The sequence below is a fragment of the Dactylosporangium sp. NPDC005572 genome (assembly GCF_040605515.1).
Lineage (GTDB): Bacteria > Actinomycetota > Actinomycetes > Mycobacteriales > Micromonosporaceae > Dactylosporangium.
The window spans coordinates 1-19,632 of the sequence record NZ_JBEXCY010000216.1 but is presented as its reverse complement, the minus strand read 5'-3'; the positions used below and the strand labels follow the sequence as shown (position 1 = coordinate 19,632).

At 72.9% G+C, this 19,632-nt stretch carries 18 protein-coding genes; 13 read left to right on the top strand and 5 right to left on the bottom strand.

The features are described from left to right. Positions 1 to 312: hypothetical protein (locus ABZS66_RS51220; protein WP_354770404.1), on the top strand; the 312-nt coding region annotated here is incomplete at its 5' end. Positions 313 to 609: 297 nt separating this feature from the next. On the opposite strand, the gene ABZS66_RS51215 is transcribed toward ABZS66_RS51220, so the two are convergent. The 4 genes from ABZS66_RS51215 to ABZS66_RS51200 are packed head-to-tail and all read right to left on the bottom strand — an operon-like array spanning position 610 to position 5,628. Beyond that, positions 610 to 2,211 carry an ABC transporter ATP-binding protein gene (locus ABZS66_RS51215; RefSeq protein ID WP_354770402.1) on the bottom strand — a complete coding sequence of 534 codons (1,602 nt, stop codon included), beginning with the start codon at positions 2,209 to 2,211 and terminating at the stop codon, positions 610 to 612. Next, complete coding sequence (locus ABZS66_RS51210) at positions 2,211 to 3,074, bottom strand: ABC transporter permease (protein ID WP_354770400.1); 864 nt, start codon at positions 3,072 to 3,074, stop codon at positions 2,211 to 2,213. The genes ABZS66_RS51215 and ABZS66_RS51210 overlap by 1 nt, the downstream gene beginning before the upstream one ends. A 6-nt stretch (positions 3,075 to 3,080) precedes the next feature. Further along, on the bottom strand, positions 3,081 to 4,001 hold the full coding sequence (locus ABZS66_RS51205; protein ID WP_354770398.1) for an ABC transporter permease: 921 nt from the start codon (positions 3,999 to 4,001) through the stop codon (positions 3,081 to 3,083). 4 nt (positions 4,002 to 4,005) lie between these two features. Next, positions 4,006 to 5,628, bottom strand: coding sequence for an ABC transporter substrate-binding protein (locus tag ABZS66_RS51200; RefSeq protein WP_354770396.1), 1,623 nt, complete (start codon positions 5,626 to 5,628; stop codon positions 4,006 to 4,008). Between the two features lie 200 nt (positions 5,629 to 5,828). Here ABZS66_RS51200 and ABZS66_RS51195 point away from each other — a divergent pair, with 200 nt between their 5' ends. From ABZS66_RS51195 to ABZS66_RS51140, 12 genes are all read left to right on the top strand, one after another. Further along, positions 5,829 to 6,656: a glutathione S-transferase C-terminal domain-containing protein gene (locus ABZS66_RS51195; RefSeq protein WP_354770394.1), complete on the top strand. Its 828-nt coding sequence runs from the start codon at positions 5,829 to 5,831 to the stop codon at positions 6,654 to 6,656. Further along, positions 6,653 to 7,783: an LLM class flavin-dependent oxidoreductase gene (locus tag ABZS66_RS51190; protein WP_354770392.1), complete on the top strand. Its 1,131-nt coding sequence runs from the start codon at positions 6,653 to 6,655 to the stop codon at positions 7,781 to 7,783. Before ABZS66_RS51195 ends, ABZS66_RS51190 begins: the two co-directional genes overlap by 4 nt. After that, entirely contained in the window at positions 7,780 to 9,108 is a 1,329-nt protein-coding gene (locus ABZS66_RS51185; protein ID WP_354770390.1) for an NtaA/DmoA family FMN-dependent monooxygenase, read from the top strand. The genes ABZS66_RS51190 and ABZS66_RS51185 overlap by 4 nt, the downstream gene beginning before the upstream one ends. After that, positions 9,101 to 10,192, top strand: a complete 1,092-nt coding sequence (locus ABZS66_RS51180; RefSeq protein ID WP_354770388.1) for an LLM class flavin-dependent oxidoreductase — start codon at positions 9,101 to 9,103, stop codon at positions 10,190 to 10,192. The genes ABZS66_RS51185 and ABZS66_RS51180 overlap by 8 nt, the downstream gene beginning before the upstream one ends. Beyond that, the gene (locus tag ABZS66_RS51175; protein WP_354770386.1) at positions 10,189 to 11,229 is read left to right on the top strand and encodes an LLM class flavin-dependent oxidoreductase; all 1,041 of its coding nucleotides are present in this window, start codon (positions 10,189 to 10,191) and stop codon (positions 11,227 to 11,229) included. The genes ABZS66_RS51180 and ABZS66_RS51175 overlap by 4 nt, the downstream gene beginning before the upstream one ends. Continuing rightward, positions 11,226 to 12,347: an LLM class flavin-dependent oxidoreductase gene (locus ABZS66_RS51170; RefSeq protein WP_354770384.1), complete on the top strand. Its 1,122-nt coding sequence runs from the start codon at positions 11,226 to 11,228 to the stop codon at positions 12,345 to 12,347. Before ABZS66_RS51175 ends, ABZS66_RS51170 begins: the two co-directional genes overlap by 4 nt. A gap of 67 nt (positions 12,348 to 12,414) precedes the next feature. After that, positions 12,415 to 13,278: an ABC transporter permease gene (locus ABZS66_RS51165; protein ID WP_354770382.1), complete on the top strand. Its 864-nt coding sequence runs from the start codon at positions 12,415 to 12,417 to the stop codon at positions 13,276 to 13,278. Positions 13,279 to 13,294: 16 nt separating this feature from the next. Beyond that, complete coding sequence (locus ABZS66_RS51160) at positions 13,295 to 14,335, top strand: glycine betaine ABC transporter substrate-binding protein (protein WP_354770380.1); 1,041 nt, start codon at positions 13,295 to 13,297, stop codon at positions 14,333 to 14,335. Continuing rightward, on the top strand, positions 14,319 to 15,086 hold the full coding sequence (locus ABZS66_RS51155; RefSeq protein WP_354770378.1) for an ABC transporter ATP-binding protein: 768 nt from the start codon (positions 14,319 to 14,321) through the stop codon (positions 15,084 to 15,086). Before ABZS66_RS51160 ends, ABZS66_RS51155 begins: the two co-directional genes overlap by 17 nt. Positions 15,087 to 15,096: 10 nt before the next feature. Further along, positions 15,097 to 15,939: a TauD/TfdA family dioxygenase gene (locus ABZS66_RS51150; protein WP_354770376.1), complete on the top strand. Its 843-nt coding sequence runs from the start codon at positions 15,097 to 15,099 to the stop codon at positions 15,937 to 15,939. A gap of 199 nt (positions 15,940 to 16,138) precedes the next feature. Beyond that, on the top strand, positions 16,139 to 17,377 hold the full coding sequence (locus ABZS66_RS51145) for a family 16 glycosylhydrolase (protein ID WP_354770374.1): 1,239 nt from the start codon (positions 16,139 to 16,141) through the stop codon (positions 17,375 to 17,377). Between the two features lie 62 nt (positions 17,378 to 17,439). Continuing rightward, entirely contained in the window at positions 17,440 to 18,594 is a 1,155-nt protein-coding gene (locus tag ABZS66_RS51140; protein WP_354770372.1) for an FHA domain-containing protein, read from the top strand. Here ABZS66_RS51140 and ABZS66_RS51135 read toward each other — a convergent pair. Then, positions 18,591 to 19,632 (bottom strand): serine hydrolase domain-containing protein (locus tag ABZS66_RS51135; RefSeq protein WP_354770370.1); only part of this gene is annotated, 1,042 nt, incomplete at its 5' end. The two genes, ABZS66_RS51140 and ABZS66_RS51135, sit on opposite strands and share 4 nt — an antisense overlap.

The following is a 19,632-nucleotide window of genomic DNA, read 5'->3' as shown; positions in this document are numbered from 1 at the left end:
CGCCGCCGCCCGCCATCGGCCGCCATCCGCCTGCCGCCGCCGCCCGCCATCGGCCGCCATCCGCCTGCCGCCGCCGCCCGCCATCGGCCACCGCTATCGGCCACCGCTATCGGCCACCCTCGGCTCGGCGGAATGGAGGCGTTGTTCGATGCTCGTGATGGTCCCTCCCGAGTCCCGGGGGGATCGATCAGCGCCTCCGTGAGGGGCGCGGCGGGCGTCGGCGATGGCGGAGTCGATCGACCGGGGCGGGGCACGCCGCGCGACCAGGCGGAGCTGACCCAGCCGGCCGCGGTGTACGCCTCGGCTGCCTGACGCTCCGGCCTCAACGGCCCGGCTTCATGATCCATGGCGAGTTCCGGCTGCCATGGCAACCAGAACGCTCCATGGATCATGGCCGCACCCGGCCTCGCCATGATCAAGGGAAACTTCTGGTCGTCATGGCAGCCGGATGTTTCCCACGATCATGACCCGGGGCCGCGCAAGCCATCATCCACCGCGGTCAACGTCGCGGCGATCTTGGAGTTGTGGCCCGGAAATATCCGATAAAGGCGGACAAATCCGGGACCACCAGTCCAAGATCGAGCGGGTTAGGCCGCAGCTGGCCGACGGTCAGGGGCGCCCGCGCTGGGCAGGCTCCAGGGTGGGCAGGGCGGCCAGCAGCGCGCGGGTGTAGTCGTGCGCCGGGGCCGTGAAGACCGACGTCACCGGGCCCTCCTCGACCACCCGGCCGTCGTGCATCACCAGGACGCGGTCCGCCAGGTGGTGCACCACGCCCAGGTCGTGGGAGATGAACAGGAGCGCGGTGCCGTCCGCCGCCTGCAGGTCGGCCAGCAGGTCGAGGACCTGGGCCTGGATCGACACGTCCAGCGCGGACACCGGCTCGTCGCAGACCAGGACGTCGGGGCGCGGGCCGACCGCCCGAGCGATCGCCACCCGCTGCCGCTGCCCGCCCGACATCCGGCGCGGGTGGCGGCGCAGGTCCGCGGCGCCGAGCCCGACGCGCTCCAGCAGCTCGACCACGCGGTCGCGGCGCGCCCGGCCGCGCAGGGCGAGCGGCTCGCCGACCAGCTGCTCGACCGTGTACCGCGGATCGAACGAGCTCAACGGGTCCTGCGACACCACCTGGAGCCGCCGCCGGTGCGGACGGCGTCGGCGCTCCGGGACGCCGGTCCACGGCACGTCGCCGAGGTGCACCGCACCGGCCGACGGCTCGACCAGGCCGAGCGCGATGCGGGCCAGGGTCGTCTTGCCCGACCCGGACTCGCCGACCACGCCGAGCGTCTCGCCGCGGGCGAGGGCGAAACTGACGTCGTTCACCGCGTGACGGGCGCCGTAGTGCTTGTGGACGCCGGTGGCCGACAGCACGACCTGCGAGGGTGCGACCGCGCGGGGCGGCAGCGGGGTGCGCTCGACCACGCTGAGCCGCTGCCCGCGCGACGCCGCAGTGGGGACGGCGGCCAGGAGCAGCCGGGTGTACGGGTGGGACGGCGCCGACAGCAGCGTCGCGGCCGGGCCCTGCTCGACGATTTCGCCCGCGCGCATCACCAGGACCCGGTCGGCGATCCCGGCCACGACGGCGAGGTCGTGGCTCACCAGCAGCAGCGCGGAGCCGGCCGCGCGCCGCTCGGCCAGCAGCCGCAGCAGCTGCGCCTGCACGGTGACGTCGAGGGCCGTGGTCGGCTCGTCGGCGATGAGCAGCGGCGGGTCGGCCGCGATCGCCGAGGCGATGAGGGCCCGCTGGCGCAGGCCGCCGGAGAGCTGGTGCGGGTACTGGCGCGCGCGGAGCTCGGGCTCGGGCACGTGGACGGACGACAGCAGCGCGGTCACCCGGGCCGAGCGGTCGGCCGCGGTGCCGATGCGGTGGGTGCGCAGCACCTCGCCGATCTCCTGGCCGACCGTGTTGAGCGGGTCGAGCGACACGAGCGCGTCCTGCAGTACGAGGCCGGTGGCGCGCCCGCGCAGCCGGCGCCAGTCGCGGTCGGTGAAGCCGTTCGTGTCGCGCCCGTCGACGACGAGCCGGTCCGCCCGGACCACCGCCGAGTCGCCGGCCAGGCCGACCAGGGTCCGGGCGGTCACGCTCTTGCCCGAGCCGCTCTCGCCGACGATCGCGACGCACTCGCCGGGCTCGATCTCGAAGCTGATCCCGCGCACCGCCTCGATCGGGCCCGGGAACGTCACGCGCAGGTTGTCGACGGACACCAGCGGCGCCATCAGTGCCTCCCCTCGAACCGCGCCTGCAGCCGGCGGCCGACCGCGGTGAGCGCGATAACGGTCAGGGTGAGCGTGGCGCCCGGCAGGATCGCCGCCCACCAGGCCACCCGCAGGTAGTTGCGGCTCTCCGAGAGCATCGCGCCCCACTCGGGCGACGGCGGCTGCGGGCCCATGCCGAGGAACGACAGCGCGGCCGCGTTGACGACGGCGGCGCCGAGGCCGATCGTGGCCAGGATCGGCAGCGGGCCGAGCACGTTGGGCAGCACGTGCCGAGCGACGAGCCGCACCCGCGACAGGCCGAACGTCACCGCCTGCTCGACGTAGCCGGACCGCCGCACGAGCAGCGTCTGGGCCCGGACCATCCGGCCGTAGCGGGGCGCGAACGCCAGCGCGATCGCCATGATCAGGCTGGGCGTGCCGGGCTCGGTGAACGCGATGAACAGCAGCGCCAGCAGTACCTCGGGAAACGCCGACAGCACGTCGAGCGCCCGGCTGAGCACCTCGTCGACGGCGCGCGGCGCGAGCCCCGCGACCAGTCCCACGAGGCCGCCGGCGACGACCGACAGCAGGGTGGAGGCGACGCCGATGCTCAGCGAGTAGCGCGCGCCGTGCACGACCCGGGTGAACACGTCGCGGCCGAGCTGGTCGGTGCCGAACCAGTGCGCGGCGCTCGGCGCCTCCAGCGCGCGCATCGGGTCGGCGGCGAGCGGGTCGGCCCCGGCCAGCAGCCCGGGGGCGGCGACGGCGACGGCGATCACCGCCAGGAACGCGACGGCGGCGACGACGCCGGGGGTGGGCCGCTTCCGGGCCGGCGCAGGCGCCGCGACATCCACGACAATCGGTGCTTCGAGCGTGGCGGTCATCGATACTCAGCCCTTCCGCAGTCGCGGGTCGATCAGCAGGTACGCGAGGTCGGCCAGCAGGCTGAGCGCGACGTAGATGGCGGCCGCGAGCATCACCACGGCCAGCACGACCGGGATGTCCTTGCTGCTCACCGCCTCGGTGGCGACCTCGCCGAGGCCGGGCCGGCCGAACACCCGCTCGACGATGACGGCCGCGCTCAGCATGAAGCCGATGAGCGTGCCGGCGAGCGTCACCGCGGGCAGCAGCGCGTGGCGCAGGGCGTGCCGCCAGACCAGGGCCAGCCGGGTCAGGCCGCGGGACCGGGCGGTCACCGCGAACGGCTCGTCCAGCGCCCGTTCCAGGCCCTCCCGGATGACCTGGCTGAGCACGCCGCCGATCGGCAGGGCGAGCGCGAGCGCCGGCAGGACCAGCGCGGACACGTCGCGGTCGCCGGAGACCGGGAACCAGCCGAGCCGGAACGAGAAGACGCTCAGCAGCAGGATGCCGATGAGGAAGCCGGGCGCCGACACCACGGTCAGCTCGACGCCGGACACGAGACCGCGCAGCCAGCGGGCCCGGCCAGCGGTGAGCACCGCCAGGCCGACCGCGATGACCACGCTGAACGCCGACGCGACCAGGGTCAGCTTCACGGTCGGCCAGATCTGGCTGCCGATGATGTCGATCACCGGCCGCTGCAGTACGTAGGAGCGGCCGAAGTCGCCGTGCAGCAGCCGCCAGAGGTAGTCGGCGTACTGCACGACGGCCGGCCGGTCCAGGCCGAGGTCCTTGGCGATCTGGGCGCGGATGACGGGCGTGTCGGGCCCGTCGCCCACGAGCGTGTCGATGGTGTCGCCGGGGGCGAGCCGCAGCGCGAGGTACGCCGCGGAGGCGGCGGCCCAGAGGACCACCGCCCCGCTGCCCAGCCGTTTCAGGATCGCGGCCAGCATGGTGCTACTTGCCGATCCAGACGTTGTACGCGCTGCCCGGCACGCCGGCGGTCGGCTCGAACTTCAGGCCGCCGACCTTCTTCTGCGCGGCGATCTGGTCCTGCGGCGCGTACAGCGGCAGCAGCGTCGCGTTGTCGGCGACCACGGTCTGCTGGAGCTTGAGGTACAACTCCTTGCGTTTGGCCGTGTCCTGCGTGGCCTGGGCCTGGGCGACCTGCTCGTCGATCTCCGGCGAGGTGAAGCCGTGCCGGTTGATCGGCGCGCCCTTGGGCAGGATCAGGGTGAGCGCGGCGCCGGCGTCTGTGTCGGCGCGGGAGTTGTCGAAGACCTCGAAGTCGCCCTTGTTGAGCGCGTCGGTCGCGGTGCCCTGGTCGACGACCTTGACCTGGAGGTCGATGCCGGCGGACTGCTTCACCGCGGCCTGCACGGCCTGGGCGAGGATGTCGCGCTTGTCCCGCACGAACGGCGCCGACAGGAAGATGCGTGCCGTCAGCCGCTTGCCGTCCTTGGTGCGGAAGCCCTCGGCGTCCTTCGTGGCCCAGCCGGCCTCGTCGAGCAGCTTGTTGGCGTTCGCCGGGTTGTTGCCGTAGGTCTTCTCCAGCGTGGCGTCGTAGAACTGGCTCGACGGGCTGACGATGCTCCACGCCCGGGTCGCCGTGCCGCGGTACACACCCTGGAGGAGGGCGTCGACGTCGACGGCGTCGCGGAAGGCCTTGCGGACCCGGAGGTCGTCGAACGGCGCGCGGGTCTGGTTGAAGTAGTAGCTGTAGGCGGTACCGCTGTTGAGCTGCTTGCTGAAGGTGAGGTTGGGGTCGCCCTTGACCAGCTCCTGCTCGGTCGCGGGCACGCCCTCGACCACGTCGACCTGGCCGGAGGTCAGCGCGCCGATGCGCACCGACGACTCCTTGAGGAACCGGTAGGTGATCTCGTCGAGGTAGGCCGGCCCCTGGTGGCCGGCGTTCTCCGGCGCCCACTGGTAGGCCGGGTTCTTCTTGTAGTGCACCTCCTGGCCCTTCGTGTAGCGGTCCAGGATGAACGGCCCGGTGCCGACCACGTCGGGGCCGCCGGCCTTGAGGTCGGGGCTCTTGAGCGACTTCGGCGAGACCTGGGCGCCCTGCGGCGAGGCGAAGAAGTCCAGGATCAGCACGTCGGGCTTCTTGAGGTGTACCTCGATGGTGCCCGCGTCCACGACCTTGGCGTCCTGGTAGTTCTTGAGCTGGGTCGAGGCCACCCCGGGGGCGTAGCCGGACACCAGCAGCTGGTCGAGGTTGGCCTTCACCGCGGCGGCGTCGAACTTCTCGCCGTCGTGGAAGGTCACGCCCTCGCGGAGCTTGAACGTGTAGGTCAGGCCGTCGGCGGAGACGTCCCAGGACTTGGCGAGCCAGGGCAGGTAGCCGCCCTTGTCGTCGTGGGTGAGCAGCGCCTCGAAGCTGTTCCAGACCAGCAGGCGGGCCTTGGCCTGCGCGTACTGGTGCGGGTTGAACGTGATCGGCTCGGTCTCGACGGCCCAGGTGAGCGAGCCGCCCTGGACCGGGGCGCCGGCGTCAGCGTCCGGTTCGGCGGCGGAGCCGGCGCACCCGGACAGGAGTAAGCCGACGAGGGCGAGGGTGGCGAGGTGTTTTCGCATAGAAGATCCTCAATGTGCGTGGCGAAAGTACGAACGCGGGACAGCAGCGTGGGAAGGTGCCGGACTCGCGGCATCGGTCCCGCCAGTGCAGCAGCGCGCATCGGTGCAAGTCAACGAACCGAGGTCCGCGTCACGAACCCCTGGCCAATACCATATCTTGCACGTAGGATTAGTCGGCTATCCCGCTCCGGAGGTGCACCATGTCGAGACTGCCGCGCTCCAGCCGCCTTGCCAGCCCGGTCGACACGACCGCGCACGGGGAGTACCGGGTCGTCCGCGACCCCGGCGACCCCCGGCCGCTCTACCGGTTCGCCGGCCGGATCACCGAGGCCGAGGCCGGCCGCTACCACGTCTACGCGGGCTGGTTCTGCCCGTGGGCCCAGCGGATCACGATCACGATCGAGCTGGCCGGCCTGCGCGACGTCGTCGGCGTCTCGTACGTCGACAACGCCCGCGACGGCCGCGGCTGGGCCTTCCGCGAGAAGTACGGGCCCGACCCGGTCAACGGCTTCACCCTGCTGCGGCAGGCCTACGAGGCGACCGAGCCCGGGTTCGACGGCCACGTCTCGGTGCCGACGCTGTGGGACCGGGCGACCGGCCGGGTGCTGAGCAACGAGTACAAGACGCTGGGCATCGACCTCGCCACGAGGTTCCGGTCGATCGCCGAGCCGGTGGTCGACACCTATCCGGAGGCGCTGCGCGAGGAGATCGAGGCGCTCGACGAGTGGATCGGCCCCGCGGTGAACCAGGGCGGCGACGTCGAAGGCGCGTTCGCGACGCTCGACGAGCGCCTCGCCACGCGGCGGTACCTCACCGGCCCGTCGATCACCCAGGCCGACGTGCGGCTGTGGGTAACCCTCGTGCGGCACGGCGCGGGCCTGGCCGACCACCCGCACCTGTGGGCCTACGCGCGGGACCTCTACACCGTCCCGGCGTTCCGCGACACCACCGACTTCAGCACGTTCAGGACGCCGAACACCCTGGACTGGACGGCGCCGGCCGAGCGCCCGGAAGGAATCCCCGCATGACCCAGGAGCTGCACCTCGCCGCCGCCCTCGACGGCGCCGGCTGGCACCCGGCTGCCTGGCGCGCCGCCGGCGCCGGCCCCGCCGAGCTGTTCGCACCCGCGTACTGGCTGCGGCTGGTCCGCGAGGCGGAGCGCGGCACGCTCGACTTCGTCACCATCGAGGACTCGCTCGGCCTGCAGTCCGGCGACTTCATGGAGCTCGACGGCCGCGCCGACCGGGTCAAGGGGCGGCTCGACGCGCTGCTCATCGCGGCGCGGATCGCCCCGGTCACCCGGCACATCGGCCTGGTACCGACGGTCACCACCACCTACACCGAGCCGTTCCACGTCTCCACCCAGCTCGCCACGCTCGACTACCTCAGCCGCGGCCGGGCCGGCTGGCGGGTCCAGGTCTCCGGCCGCCCGAACGAGGCCCGCCACTTCTTCGGTCACCGCACGACCGGGATGGAGGCGATCGACGAGCTCTTCGCCGAGGCCGCCGACCACGTGGAGGCCGTCCGGCGGCTCTGGGACAGCTGGGAGGACGACGCCGAGATCCGCGACGTCGCCACCGGCCGGTTCGTCGACCGCGACAAGCTGCACTACGTCGACTTCAGCGGGCCGCGCTTCAGCGTCAAGGGCCCGTCGATCACGCCGCGCCCGCCGCAGGGCCAGCCGGTGGTCACCGCCCTCGCGCACCAGCGGGTGCCGTACGAGTTCGCCGCGGCCGCCGCCGACATCGTGTACATCACCCCGGCCGACGCCGCGCAGGCGGCCGCGATCGCCGCCGAGGTGCGCTCGCTCACCGAGCGGCCGATCCAGGTCTGGGCCGACGTCGTGGTCTTCTTCGACGCCGCGGAGAAGGCGCGCCTCGACGAGCTCGACGAGGTGACCAGCGACGCGTTCATCTTCACCGGCACCCCGGCGCAGCTCGCGGACCTGCTGCTGGAGTGGCAGGCGGCCGGGCTCGACGGCTTCCGCCTGCGGCCCGGCGTGCTCCCGGCCGACCTCACCGCGATCGTCGACGGGCTGGTGCCCGAGCTGCGCACCCGCGGGGCGTTCCGCGCCGCCTACTCGGAGACCACCCTGCGCGGGCACCTGGGCCTGCCCGCCGCGCCGAACCGCTACGCCGCCGGAGTGACCGCATGACCAAGCAGGTGATCCTGGCCGCCCACTTCCCGGGCGTCAACAACACGACGGTGTGGAGCGACCCCGCCTCCGGCAGCCAGATCGCGTTCGACTCGTTCGAGCGCTTCGCCCGTACCGCGGAGCGCGGCAAGTTCGACTTCTTCTTCCTCGCCGAGGGCCTGCGCCTGCGCGAGCAGCGCGGGCGCATCCACGACCTCGACGTCGTCGGCCGCCCCGACGCCCTCACCGTGCTGGCCGGCCTGGCCGCGGTGACCACCCGGCTCGGGCTCACCGGCACCGTCAACGCCACCTTCAACGAGCCCTACGAGCTGGCCCGCAAGCTGGCCACCCTCGACCACCTCTCCGGCGGCCGGGCCGGCTGGAACATCGTCACCTCGTCCGACGCCTTCACCGGCGAGAACTTCCGCCGGGGCGGCTACCTCGACCGCGCGGACCGCTACACCCGCGCCGCCGAGGTGCTCCAGACCGCCCGCGAGCTGTGGGCGACCTGGCCGGCCGGCGAGGTCGTGGCCGACCCGGCGAGCGGCGTGTTCGTGCGGCACGGCGCGCCCGGCGCGTTCGTCCACAAGGGACAGCACATCGACATCGAGGGGCACTTCACCGTGCCGCGCAGCCCGCAGGGCCGGCCGCTCATCATCCAGGCCGGCGACTCGGGCCCGGGCCGCGACTTCGCCGCCCGGGACGCCGACGCGATCTTCTCCCGGCACGGGACGTTCGAGGACGCCAAGGCGTTCTACGCCGACGTGAAGGGCCGCATGGCCGGGTTCGGCCGGCGGCCGGACGAGCTGAAGATCCTGCCGGCCAGCACCTTCGTCCTCGGCGACACCGAGGAGGAGGCGCGCGAGCGGGCCCACCACGTGCGGCGCCAGCAGGTCAGCCCGCAGACCGCGATCCTGCTGCTGGAGCAGCTGTGGAACAAGGACCTCAGCGACTTCGACCCGGAGGGGCCGCTGCCCGCGTTCGACCCGGTCCTCGACGACGACTCGATCATCAAGGGCCGCGCGCGGATGTTCGACGACCCGGTCGCCACCGCGCAGCAGTGGCGCGCCCTGTCGGAGGAGAAGGGCCTCGGCATCCGCGACCTCATCATCGAGGTCTTCGGCCGGCAGACGTTCATCGGCACGCCGGCCTCGGTGGCCGAGACGCTGAACCGGTACGTGCAGGAGGACGCGGCCGACGGGTTCATCCTGGTGCCGCACATCGTCCCCGGCGGGCTCGACGAGTTCGTCGACCAGGTCGTCCCGCTGCTGCAGGAGCGCGGCGTGCTGCGGGCCGACTACACGACCACGACACTGCGCGGCCATCTCGGGCTTGCCCATGAGTGAGCACCTGAGTGATCCGGTGTACCACTGGTTCCTGCCGACCGGCGGCGACGACCACGCCGTCGGCGCCGGCACCCACGGCGGCATCATCGGCGCGGACGACACGTCGCCGCTGCCCCGCTCCGCGACCCACCGGGCGCCGACGCTGGACTACCTCACGCAGATCGCCCGCGCCGCCGACCAGCTCGGCTACGCCGGCGTGCTGACCCCGACCGGCGTGCACTGCGAGGACGCCTGGCTCACCACGGCCGCGCTCATCGCCGCGACCCGCCGCCTGAAGTTCCTCGTCGCGTTCCGGCCCGGCCTCATCGCGCCGGCCCTCGCCGCCCAGATGGCCGCCACGTTCCAGCGGCTCTCCGAAGGCCGGCTGCTGCTCAACGTCGTCATCGGCAGCAGCGCCGCCGAGCAGCGCGGCTACGGCGACTTCCACGACCACGACGCCCGCTACGAGCGCGCCGGCGAGTTCCTCGACGTGGTGCTCAAGGCGTGGTCCGGCGAGCGGTTCGACCACCGGGGCCCGCAGTACACGGTCGAGGGCGGCCTGCTGCGCGAGCCACCCGCGACCCGGCCGACGATCTACCTCGGCGGCTCCTCGCCCGCCGCGATCAGCCTCGCCGCCCGGCACGCCGACGTCTACCTCACCTGGGGCGAGCCGGTCGAGCAGGTCGCCGAGAAGGTCGCCAAGGTGCGGGCCGAGGCGGCGCGCCCGATCCGCTTCGGGATCCGGCTGCACGTCATCACCCGCCCCACCGCCGACCAGGCCTGGGCCGACGCCGAACGGCTCATCGCCGGCCTCGACGACGACACGATCCGCGCACGGCAGGCCAGCCTGCGCAGCCTCGACTCGGTCGGCCAGCGCCGCATGCTCGACCTGCACGGCGGCGACCGGGACCGGCTCGTCGTGGCGCCGAACCTGTGGGCCGGCATCGGCCTGGTCCGCGGCGGCGCCGGCACCGCGCTCGTCGGCAGCCACACCGAGGTCGCCGCCCGCATCGCCGAGTACCGCGCGGCCGGCATCGACGAGTTCATCCTCTCCGGCTACCCGCACCTGGAAGAGGCCTACGCGTTCGCGGAAGGTGTGTTTTGAAGTTCATCACCATCACCCTGATCGTCCACGACGGCAGGAAGTCGCCCCGGGACCGGCTGCGCGAGGTGGTCGACAACGCGGTCCTCGCCGAGGAGCTCGGCTTCGACGGCTTCGGCGTCGGCGAGCGGCACGAGAAGCCGTTCATCTCCTCGTCGCCGCCGGTCGTGCTGAGCCACATCGCCGCGCGGACCAGCACCATCCGGCTGTTCACCGCGGTCACCACGCTCAGCCTGCTCGACCCGGTGCGCGCCTTCGAGGACTACTCCACGCTGGACAACCTCTCCGACGGGCGGCTGGAGCTCATCGTCGGCAAGGGCAACGGCGCCGCGCAGGCCAAGCTGTTCCACGTCACCGCCGACGACCAGTGGGACCGCAACCGCGAGGGCTACGAGCTCTTCACCAAGCTGTGGCGGGAGGAGCGGGTCACCTGGTCGGGCCGGTTCCGCCCGCCACTGTCCGACGCGGAGACGCTGCCGCGGCCGCTGCAGCAGCCGATCCGCATCTGGCACGGCAGCGCGACGAGCAAGGCCTCGGTCGAGCTCGCCGCGCTGCACGGCGACCCGCTGTTCTCGGCGAACGTCACCAACCCGGTCGAGCCCTACGAGGAGCTGGTCAACCACTACCGGGAGCGCCTCGAGTTCCACGGCTGGCCGGCCGAGCGGGCCCTGGTCGGGGCCGGCACCGCGGGCTTCTACGCGGCGCGCACGTCGCAGGAGGCGATCGAGACGTACCGCCCGATCTACGCGGCCCGCCTGGAGGCCTTCCAGCGCTTCGGCGTCCAGCCGGTGTTCCCGACGCTGGAGGACGCGATCGAGCGCAGCTCCATCCTGGTCGGCAGCCCGCAGCAGATCATCGACAAGGTCCATCGCTACCACGCCCGCCTCGGCCACGAGGTGATGCATCTGCAGGCCGACGCGGACGGCCTCACCGACAAGCAGCACCGCGCGTCGCTGGAGCTGTTCCAGAGCGAGATCGCCCCGGTGCTGCGCAAGGAGATCCCCAGCCGTCCGTTCCCGTCGCCGGAGGTCCCGCGATGACCGTCCCACTCTCCATCCTGGACCTCGCGCCGATCAGCTCCGGCAGCGACGCCGGCCAGGCACTGCGCAACACGGTCGACCTCGCGCAGCGGGCCGAGCGGTTCGGCTACCACCGCTACTGGGTCGCCGAGCACCACTTCGCCGACGGCGTCGCGAGCGCCGCCCCGGCCGTGCTCATCGGCCTCATCCTGGCGGCCACCGACCGCATCCGGGTCGGCTCGGGCGCGGTCCAGGTCGGCCACCAGACGGCGCTGTCGGTGGTCGAGTCGTTCGGCCTCCTCGACGCGGTGCACCCGGGCCGCCTCGACCTCGGGCTCGGCCGCTCCGGCCAGCGCCGGGCCGAGGCGGTCGCCGCCCTCGGCGCGCCCCGCCCGGCCCCGCGGACCGAGCCGCTGACCGTCGACGGCCTGCTGATCCCGCCGCCGTTCGACTTCGCGAAGCTCATCGCCTCGCCCCGGTGGGCCGCCTACGCCGCCCTGCTCCAGCAGCCCGAGGCGGTGTCCCCGGACTTCGCCGACGTGGTCGACGACATCCGCGCCCTGATCGCCGGCACGTACGCCCGCGACGGCGTCGACGTCCACGCCACCCCCGGCGAGGGCGCGAAGGTCGAGCTGTGGATCCTGGGCAGCAGCGCCGGCCAGAGCGCCACGGTGGCGGGGGAGCGGGGCCTGCCGTTCGCCGCCAACTACCACGTGAGCCCGGCGACGGTCCTGGAGGCCGTCGAGGCGTACCGCGCCGCGTTCCGCCCGTCGGAGGTCCTCGACCGCCCGTATGTCCTCGTCTCGGCCGACGTCGTGGTCGCGCCGACGGCGCAGGAGGCACGGCACCTGTCGGCGGGCTACGCCCCGTGGGTGCACAGCATCCGCACCGGCCGCGGCGCGATTCCGTTCCCGACGCCGGCCGAGGCCGCGGCGGCCCCGTGGACGGCGGAGGACCAGGCCCTGGTCCAGGACCGCCTGGACACCCAGTTCGTGGGTACCGCACCCGAGGTCGCCGACCGCCTGCGCACGCTGCGGCGCGCCACGGCGGCGGACGAGCTGCTGGTCACGACGATCACCCACGACCACACCGACCGCGTCCGCTCCTTCGCCCTGCTCGCCGACGAGTGGCGGGGATAACCCAGGGTTGCTTCTAGTCTACTTTTTCGGTAGGAATTAGCGACTTACCGAGAGAGGGGTGGCGGCCGTGGCGGTGGTGTCTGCCGGCCGGACCGGCGCCGGGACCGAGGTTGCCGGCGAGCGCGGCGGCGGGAGTGCGGGCGACCGGGCGGCCTGGGTGCGGCGGCTCGGGCTGCGGGCCGTCGCGCTCGTCGTCCTTGGCGTGCTGTGGCAGGTCACAGCCGTGGTCATGGACAACCCCGCGTTCATCCCGTCGCCCGCCGCGGTCTGGCACCGCCTGGTCCAGACCTCGACCGTCCACGACGGCACCCGCGGCTATTCCGGGCACCTGCTCATCGAGCACCTCGGGGTCAGCCTGCGCCGGATCCTCATCGGCTCGGCGATCGGCGTCGCGGGCGGGCTTCTCGTCGGCGTCGTCATGGGCACCGTCGGCTGGGTGCGGGTGGTCACCGAGCCCGTCGTCACGTTCGTGCGGGCGCTGCCGCCCCTGGCGTACTTCTCGCTGTTCATCATCTGGTTCGGCATCGACGAGACGCCCAAGCTGTGGCTGCTGTCGATCGCCGCGCTGCCGCCGGTGGCGGTGGCCACCGCGTCCGCCGTGCAGTCGGCGCCGACGGCGCTCGTAGAGGCCGTCCGGGCGCTCGGCGCGAGCCGGTGGGCGGCGACCCGCGACGTGGTGCTGCCCAGCGCGCTGCCGGAGATCTTCACCGGCATCCGGATCGCGGTCGGCGTCGCGTACTCCTCGGTCGTCGCCGCCGAGACCATCAACGGGGTACCGGGCATCGGCGGCATGGTCCGCGACGCCCAGCGGTACTCCCAGACCGACGTCGTCGTGCTCGGACTCTTCGCGATCGGCCTGTCCGGGCTGCTCATCGACGCGGCGCTCAAGCGCGCCGAGACCTGGCTGATCCCCTGGCGTGGCAAATACTAGAGACAAGGGAACCCCTGTGCGTTTGAAGATTGCACTCGTTGCCGCGCTGGCCCTCACCCTCAGCGCTGCCGCCGCCTGCGGTGACGGTGCCGCCGGCGGTGGCGGTGCGGACCCGGAGAAGAAGACGATCCGGATCGCCTACCAGGCGTTCCCGAGCGGCGACCTCATCGTGAAGAACCAGGGCCTGCTGGAGAAGGCGCTGCCCGGCTACAGCATCACCTGGACGAAGTTCGACTCCGGTGCGAGCATCAACACCGCGTTCGTGGCCGGCAGCGTCGACATCGCCGCGATCGGCTCCAGCCCGGTGGCCCGCGGGCTGTCGGCACCGCTGAACATCCCGTACCAGGTGGCCTTCGTGCTCGACGTCGCCGGCGACAACGAGGCGCTCGTCGCCCGCAACGGCACGAACATCAACGCCGTCGCCGACCTGCGCGGGAAGAAGGTCGGCACGCCGTTCGCGTCGACCGCGCACTACAGCCTGCTCGCCGCGCTCGACAAGGCCGGCGTCAAGGAGTCCGAGCTGACCATCGTCGACCTGGAGCCGCAGGACATCCAGGCCGCGTGGACCCGTGGCGACCTCGACGCCGCCTACACCTGGCTGCCGTCGCTCGACGAGCTCAAGAAGACCGGCAAGGTGCTCATCTCCAGCCGCGAGCTGGCCACCGCCGGCAAGCCGACGCTCGACCTCGGCGTGGTCTCGACCGCCTTCGCGAACGCCCACCCGGAAGCCGTCGACGCCTGGCGCAAGGCCGAGGCCAAGGCGCTCGACATCATCGCGAACGACCCCACCGCCGCCGCGACCGCCGTCGGCAAGGAGCTCAACATCAGCACCGAGGACGCCAAGCACCAGCTCGGCCAGGGCGTCTTCCTCAAGCCGGCCGACCTCGCGACGAGCGAGTGGCTCGGCACCCCGGACAAGGTCGGCGACCTCGCGAAGAACCTGCTCGCCGCGGCCGAGTTCCTCAAGGCCCAGAAGAAGATCGACGCCGTGCCCGACCTGGCCACGGTCGAGAAGGCCATCTACACCAAGGGCCTGCCGGATGTCCTCAAGTACTGAGGCGATCGCGGTGACCGGCGTCGAGCACCGCTACGACACGGTCACCGCGCTGGGCCCGATCGACCTGCGCGTCGCGGCGGGATCGTTCCTGGTCCTGGTCGGCGCGTCCGGCTGCGGCAAGAGCACGCTGCTGCGGCTCGTCGCTGGCTTCGAGCGCCCGAGCACCGGCACCGTCCACGTCGCCGGGGCGGCGCCGGAGCCGGGCCGGGGCGCCGGGCTGGTCTTCCAGGCGCCGAGGCTGCTGCCCTGGAAGACCGTCGGGGGCAACGTCGAGCTGGGCCTGCGATACGCCGGTGTCCCGCGGGAGGAGCGGCTGCGGAAGGTCCCCGAGCTGCTGGCCCGGGTCGGGCTGGACGACGTCGCCGGGCGGCGCACGTGGCAGATCTCCGGCGGCCAGCAGCAGCGGGTGGCGATCGCGCGGGCGCTCGCGGTACCGAATCCGCTGCTGCTCCTCGACGAGCCGTTCGCCGCACTGGACGCGCTCACCCGGGAGCGGCTGCAGGAGGACCTGCGCCGGGTGACCGCCGAGACCGGCCGGACCTGCGTGTTCGTCACGCACAGTGTGGACGAGGCGGTGTACCTCGGCAGTCGCGTCGTGGTGCTCACCAGCCGCCCCGGCCGCGTAGCCCTCGACCTCGACGTCGACCTGCCGCGCACCGGCGTCGAGCCGGACGAGCTGCGCGGCTCGCCCGAGTACGCGCAGTACCGGGCGACCATCGGCCACGCCGTCCGCGAGGCCGCTGCCCCGTGAGGAGGAAACCGTGAAGCTCGACCCGCTCGGCCCCCGCTTCGGCGCCGAGGTGTTCGGCGTCGACCTCGACCGCGCCACCGACGCGGAGATCGCCGACGTCCGCGCCGCGCTCGTGGAGCACAAGGTGCTGTTCCTGCGCGACCAGCAGCTCGACGAGGACGGGCAGGTGCGCCTCGGCCGGCGGCTCGGCGAGCTGACCGCCTCGCACCCGGTCGTCGGCGGGGTCGACGACGCGCACCCGGAGATCTACGCGTTGGACAGCGCCGACAACGGCTTCGCCGACGTGTGGCACACCGACGTCACGTTCATGCGGCGCCCGCCGCTCGGCTCGATCCTGCGCGCCGTCACGCTGCCGCCGTCGGGCGGCGACACGAGCTGGGCCGACAGCCAGCTCGCCTACGAGTCGCTGTCCGCGCCGGTGCGCGACCTCGCCGACCGGCTCACCGCCGTGCACGACGGCAATCGCGAGTTCGGTTACTACCTGGCCCAGCGCCGCGGCGGGCAGGGCAGCGTCTGGGACGGCGAGGTGGTCACCCGGCTCGACCCGGTCGAGCACCCGGTCGTGCGGGTCCACCCGGAGACCGGCCGCAAGGGCCTCTTCGTCAACCCGGGCTTCACCTCGCACGTCGTCGGCGTGTCGGAGGCCGAGAGCCGGGGCATCCTCGACCTGCTCTACGCCCATCTGACCAAGCCCGAGCACATCGTGCGGCACCGCTGGCGGCCGGGCGACGTGGCGATGTGGGACAACCGCAGCACCATCCACTACGCCAACCGCGACTACGGCACGGCCCACCGGGTCATGCACCGCATCACGCTGCGCGGCGACGCCCCGGTCGGGCCCGGTATCGGCTGAGTGGACCTCGCGCAGCTCGCCGGCCCGCGCCGAGGTCGCCAGGCCGCGGACGAGCCGGCCGGGATGTCCGCGCAGCTCCAGACCCTGGTCCCGCGCTTCCGGTACCAAGTTTTTCGTAAACAACCCTTCCCATTAATTAGTTCGGGACGCAGAATAAGCCGACGCATCGATCGCCGACCATCGATTCGGAGGTACCCCCATGCGTCCCATCAGAAGGCTCGTCGCGGCCGCCGCCCTGGCCGTGACGCTCACCGGCGCGCTCGCCGCAATCGAGCGCCCGGAGGCCGCCAACGCCGCCATCGGCGGCATCACCTGGCAGGACGAGTTCAACGCCCCGGCCGGCACGCCCGTCGACACGTCGAAGTGGGCCTTCGACATCGGCGGCAGCGGCTGGGGCAACAACGAGCAGCAGTACTACACCAGCAGTACGTCGAACATCGTGCAGAACGGCGCGGGCCAGCTCGCCATCACGGCGCGCAGGGAGAACCCGGCGAACTACCAGTGCCACTACGGCTACTGCCAGTACACGTCGGCGCGTATCCGGACCTCGGGCAAGTTCACCCAGCGGTACGGGCGCTTCGAGGCCCGCATCAAGATCCCCAAGGGGCAGGGCATCTGGCCCGCGTTCTGGATGCTCGGCGACGGTACCGCCGGCTGGCCCACCCAGGGCGAGATCGACATCATGGAGAACATCGGCCGGGAGCCGAACACGGTCCACGGCACGGTCCACGGGCCCGGCTACTCCGGCGCCGAGGGCATCGGCGCCGGCCGGACCATCGGCGCGCCGCTCGGCGACGGCTTCCACACCTACTCGGTCGACTGGTCGCCGAACCTCATCCAGTGGTTCCTCGACGGCTCGGAGTACTTCCGGATCACCCCGGCGAACCTCGGCGGCGACCGCTGGGTCTTCGACCACCCGTTCTACATGATCATGAACGTCGCCGTCGGCGGCTACTGGCCGGGCTACCCGGACGCCTCGACCGTCTTCCCGCAGCAGATGCTGGTCGACTACGTGCGCGTCTCGGCGTACACCGACGGCGGTGGCGGCGGCGGGGGCACCAGCGCCCTGCGCTCGAACTTCAGCAACCGCTGCATCGACATCCCCGGGGCGAACCCGGTCGACGGGGCGCGGCTGCAGATGTACGACTGCAACGGCACGGCCGCCCAGCAGTGGACCTTCAACGCCGACGGCACGCTGCGCGCGTTGGGCAAGTGCATGGACCCGGCCGCCGCCGGGACCGCCGACGGCACCCCGATCCAGCTGGTGACCTGCAACGGAAACCCGGTGCAGCGCTTCACCCTGTCCGCCGCGGGCGACCTGGTCAACGTGTCGGCGAACAAGTGCGTCGACATCAAGGACTGGAACAGCGCCAACGGGGCGCAGTTGCAGCTCTGGACGTGCGGTGGCGGATCCAACCAGAAGTGGAGTCGTGTCTGATCGACTCCTTCCCTTACGCTGATCGACTGGTGGCGGTGGGGGAGTGAAAGGATCGTGCGCCGATGACGGGCTACGTGCCGGGGGACTGGCTGGCCTTCGCCGGGAAGAGCGTGTGGGCGCTGGCCAACGTGGCGCCCGGCGACCCGGAGACCGAGGAGTGCTGGAAGCTCGTCCAGGCGGGCGCCACGGCGGCCGAGATCGCCTCGGTGCTGTCCGGCGGCTCCTTCGGTACCGCGAGCTTCGTCGTCGTCCGCGCGGACATGTACGGTGCCCGGGCCCTGGTCCGGGGGGACGCCCACGCCGAGGTGCTCGACATCGACGGCTACACCGTCTCGGTCCGCGCCGCGGACGGGGCCGGCCGGGACGTGTTCCGGCCGGTCGCGACGATCCGCCTGGCCGGGCCGTACGAGCCGAAGCCGGCCCCGGCCGAGCTGCCCGTGGACCGCGGCGTCGTCCTCGCGTCGTCGCTGCTGGTCCGGCTGAACGAGGAGGCCGAGCCGTCGCCGGAGGACCCGGCGGCGGCTCCGGCCCCGGCCGAGCCGGCCGCCGCGGCGCCGGCCGTCCCGCGCCAGCCCACCGGGGAGACCCCGCTGGTGCCCGCGGCCGCGTCCGATTCGTCGGTCTTCCGGGCCGGCGTGGTGTCCGCCTCCGGCGCCCCGAGCGCCCCGCTCACGACGGACCTGCGCGGCACGGCCGAGGCCGCCGACCCGCCGGCCGTCCCCGCCCCGGCCGCCGTCCCCATCCAGCGGAGGTCCCGCACCACGATTTCCGCGGTGCGGTGCGTGGTCGGGCACCTCAACCCGCCCGGCTCGGTGCTCTGCCGGGTCTGCCGGGTGCCCGTGCCGCCGCAGAGCGCGGTCGAGGTGGCCCTGCCGCTGCCCGGCCAGCTGCGCCTGCCCAGCGGCGACACGGTCCCGCTCGACCGCGCGGTCATCCTCGGCCGCGCACCCGGCCTGCCCGACCCGGAGGAGCCCGTCCTGCGCCGTCACGTCACCGTGACCAGCGCCAACAACGGCATCTCCCGCCGCCACGTGGAGATCCAGGTCGACGGCTGGGACGTGGTCGCCGTCGACCTCGGCTCGCGCAACGGCACCGTGATCCAGCAGCCCGGCGAGCGCCCGGTGCCGCTGCCCGCCGGCGGCAGCCAGACCCTGCGGCCCGGCGCCGCCGTCGTGCTCACCGACGAGGTGTCGGTGCGGTACGAGGTGACCGGCTAACCGAGCGCGGCGGCGATGATCCGCTGCGAGCGCACCGGCTGCTCGGTGCCGCCCATGTGCAGCGTGTTCACCGAGAAGACCAGCCGCCGGCTCAGGTCCCGCGTGGCTCCCATGCCGTTGTTGTACCCCGGGCGGTCGCCGCTCTTGCCCCACACCGTCACGGTCGGGGTCACCGGGATGCGGGTCAGCCCCGCGCTGTACACCGCCGCGCCGCCGCCGTACATCGGCACGTCCGGGACGGTGAACATCTCCGACAGCTGCGGCTCCGGCACCAGCCGGCCGCTGAACAGCGCCACCATGAACCGGTCGAGATCCGGCGCCGTGGAGATGACCGCCGCCGCCGACCACTGCAGCGAGGTGTCGGCCCGGGTCACGTCGACCCAGCCCTCCGGCGTCGCCTCGTAGCCGTGGGCGTGCGGGCCGGGCACGTCGAGCGACCGGCCGGGCGCGCTGGTGCCGCGCAGGCCGAGCGGCTCGACGATCCGCCGCTGGATCTGCGACTCCCAGGAGCGGCCGGTGACCTTCTCGACGAGCAGCCCCGCGACGATGTAGTCGACGTTGCCGTACCGCTGCATCGTCCCCGGCGGGAACGCCAGGCCGGCGGCGGTGTCGATCTGGCTGCCCTTCGGCCAGTGGTCGTACCGGTGGGCGAGGAACCAGGCCGGGTCCTTGTTCGTGACCATGACGTGCTGGATGCCGCTGGTGTACGTCAGGAGCTGCCGCACGGTCACCGGCGCCGTGCCCTCCGGCAGCAGCCCCGGCAGGTAGTGCTGCACGGTCAGGTCGAGGTCGATGCGGTGCTCGGCGGCGAGCTGGAGCACGAGCACGGCGGTGAACGTCTTCGTCATGCTGCCGATGCGGAACCGGCCGTCGATCGGCACCGGCTTCCCGCCGCCGGCGACCGCGGTCCCGGCCGTCGCCCGGACGCAGTCCTGTCCATTGTGGATCAACGCGAGCGCGCCCGACGCCTCGTCGTCGGGCAGCCCGGCGACGGCCAGGGCGAGCGGCGAGCCGGGCGCGGCCGCCGCGCAGCGGTGC

What these genes read in the sequence shown, in the direction of transcription:
- ABZS66_RS51195 (WP_354770394.1), top strand. Translation starts at nt 5,829, where the DNA reads ATGTCGAGACTGCCGCGCTCCAGCCGCCTTGCCAGCCCGGTCGACACG.
- ABZS66_RS51200 (WP_354770396.1), bottom strand. Translation starts at nt 5,628, where the DNA reads ATGCGAAAACACCTCGCCACCCTCGCCCTCGTCGGCTTACTCCTGTCC.
- ABZS66_RS51205 (WP_354770398.1), bottom strand. Translation starts at nt 4,001, where the DNA reads ATGCTGGCCGCGATCCTGAAACGGCTGGGCAGCGGGGCGGTGGTCCTC.
- ABZS66_RS51190 (WP_354770392.1), top strand. Translation starts at nt 6,653, where the DNA reads ATGACCCAGGAGCTGCACCTCGCCGCCGCCCTCGACGGCGCCGGCTGG.
- ABZS66_RS51140 (WP_354770372.1), top strand. Translation starts at nt 17,440, where the DNA reads ATGACGGGCTACGTGCCGGGGGACTGGCTGGCCTTCGCCGGGAAGAGC.
- ABZS66_RS51215 (WP_354770402.1), bottom strand. Translation starts at nt 2,211, where the DNA reads ATGGCGCCGCTGGTGTCCGTCGACAACCTGCGCGTGACGTTCCCGGGC.
- ABZS66_RS51180 (WP_354770388.1), top strand. Translation starts at nt 9,101, where the DNA reads ATGAGTGAGCACCTGAGTGATCCGGTGTACCACTGGTTCCTGCCGACC.
- ABZS66_RS51210 (WP_354770400.1), bottom strand. Translation starts at nt 3,074, where the DNA reads ATGACCGCCACGCTCGAAGCACCGATTGTCGTGGATGTCGCGGCGCCT.
- ABZS66_RS51155 (WP_354770378.1), top strand. Translation starts at nt 14,319, where the DNA reads ATGTCCTCAAGTACTGAGGCGATCGCGGTGACCGGCGTCGAGCACCGC.
- ABZS66_RS51145 (WP_354770374.1), top strand. Translation starts at nt 16,139, where the DNA reads ATGCGTCCCATCAGAAGGCTCGTCGCGGCCGCCGCCCTGGCCGTGACG.
- ABZS66_RS51170 (WP_354770384.1), top strand. Translation starts at nt 11,226, where the DNA reads ATGACCGTCCCACTCTCCATCCTGGACCTCGCGCCGATCAGCTCCGGC.
- ABZS66_RS51185 (WP_354770390.1), top strand. Translation starts at nt 7,780, where the DNA reads ATGACCAAGCAGGTGATCCTGGCCGCCCACTTCCCGGGCGTCAACAAC.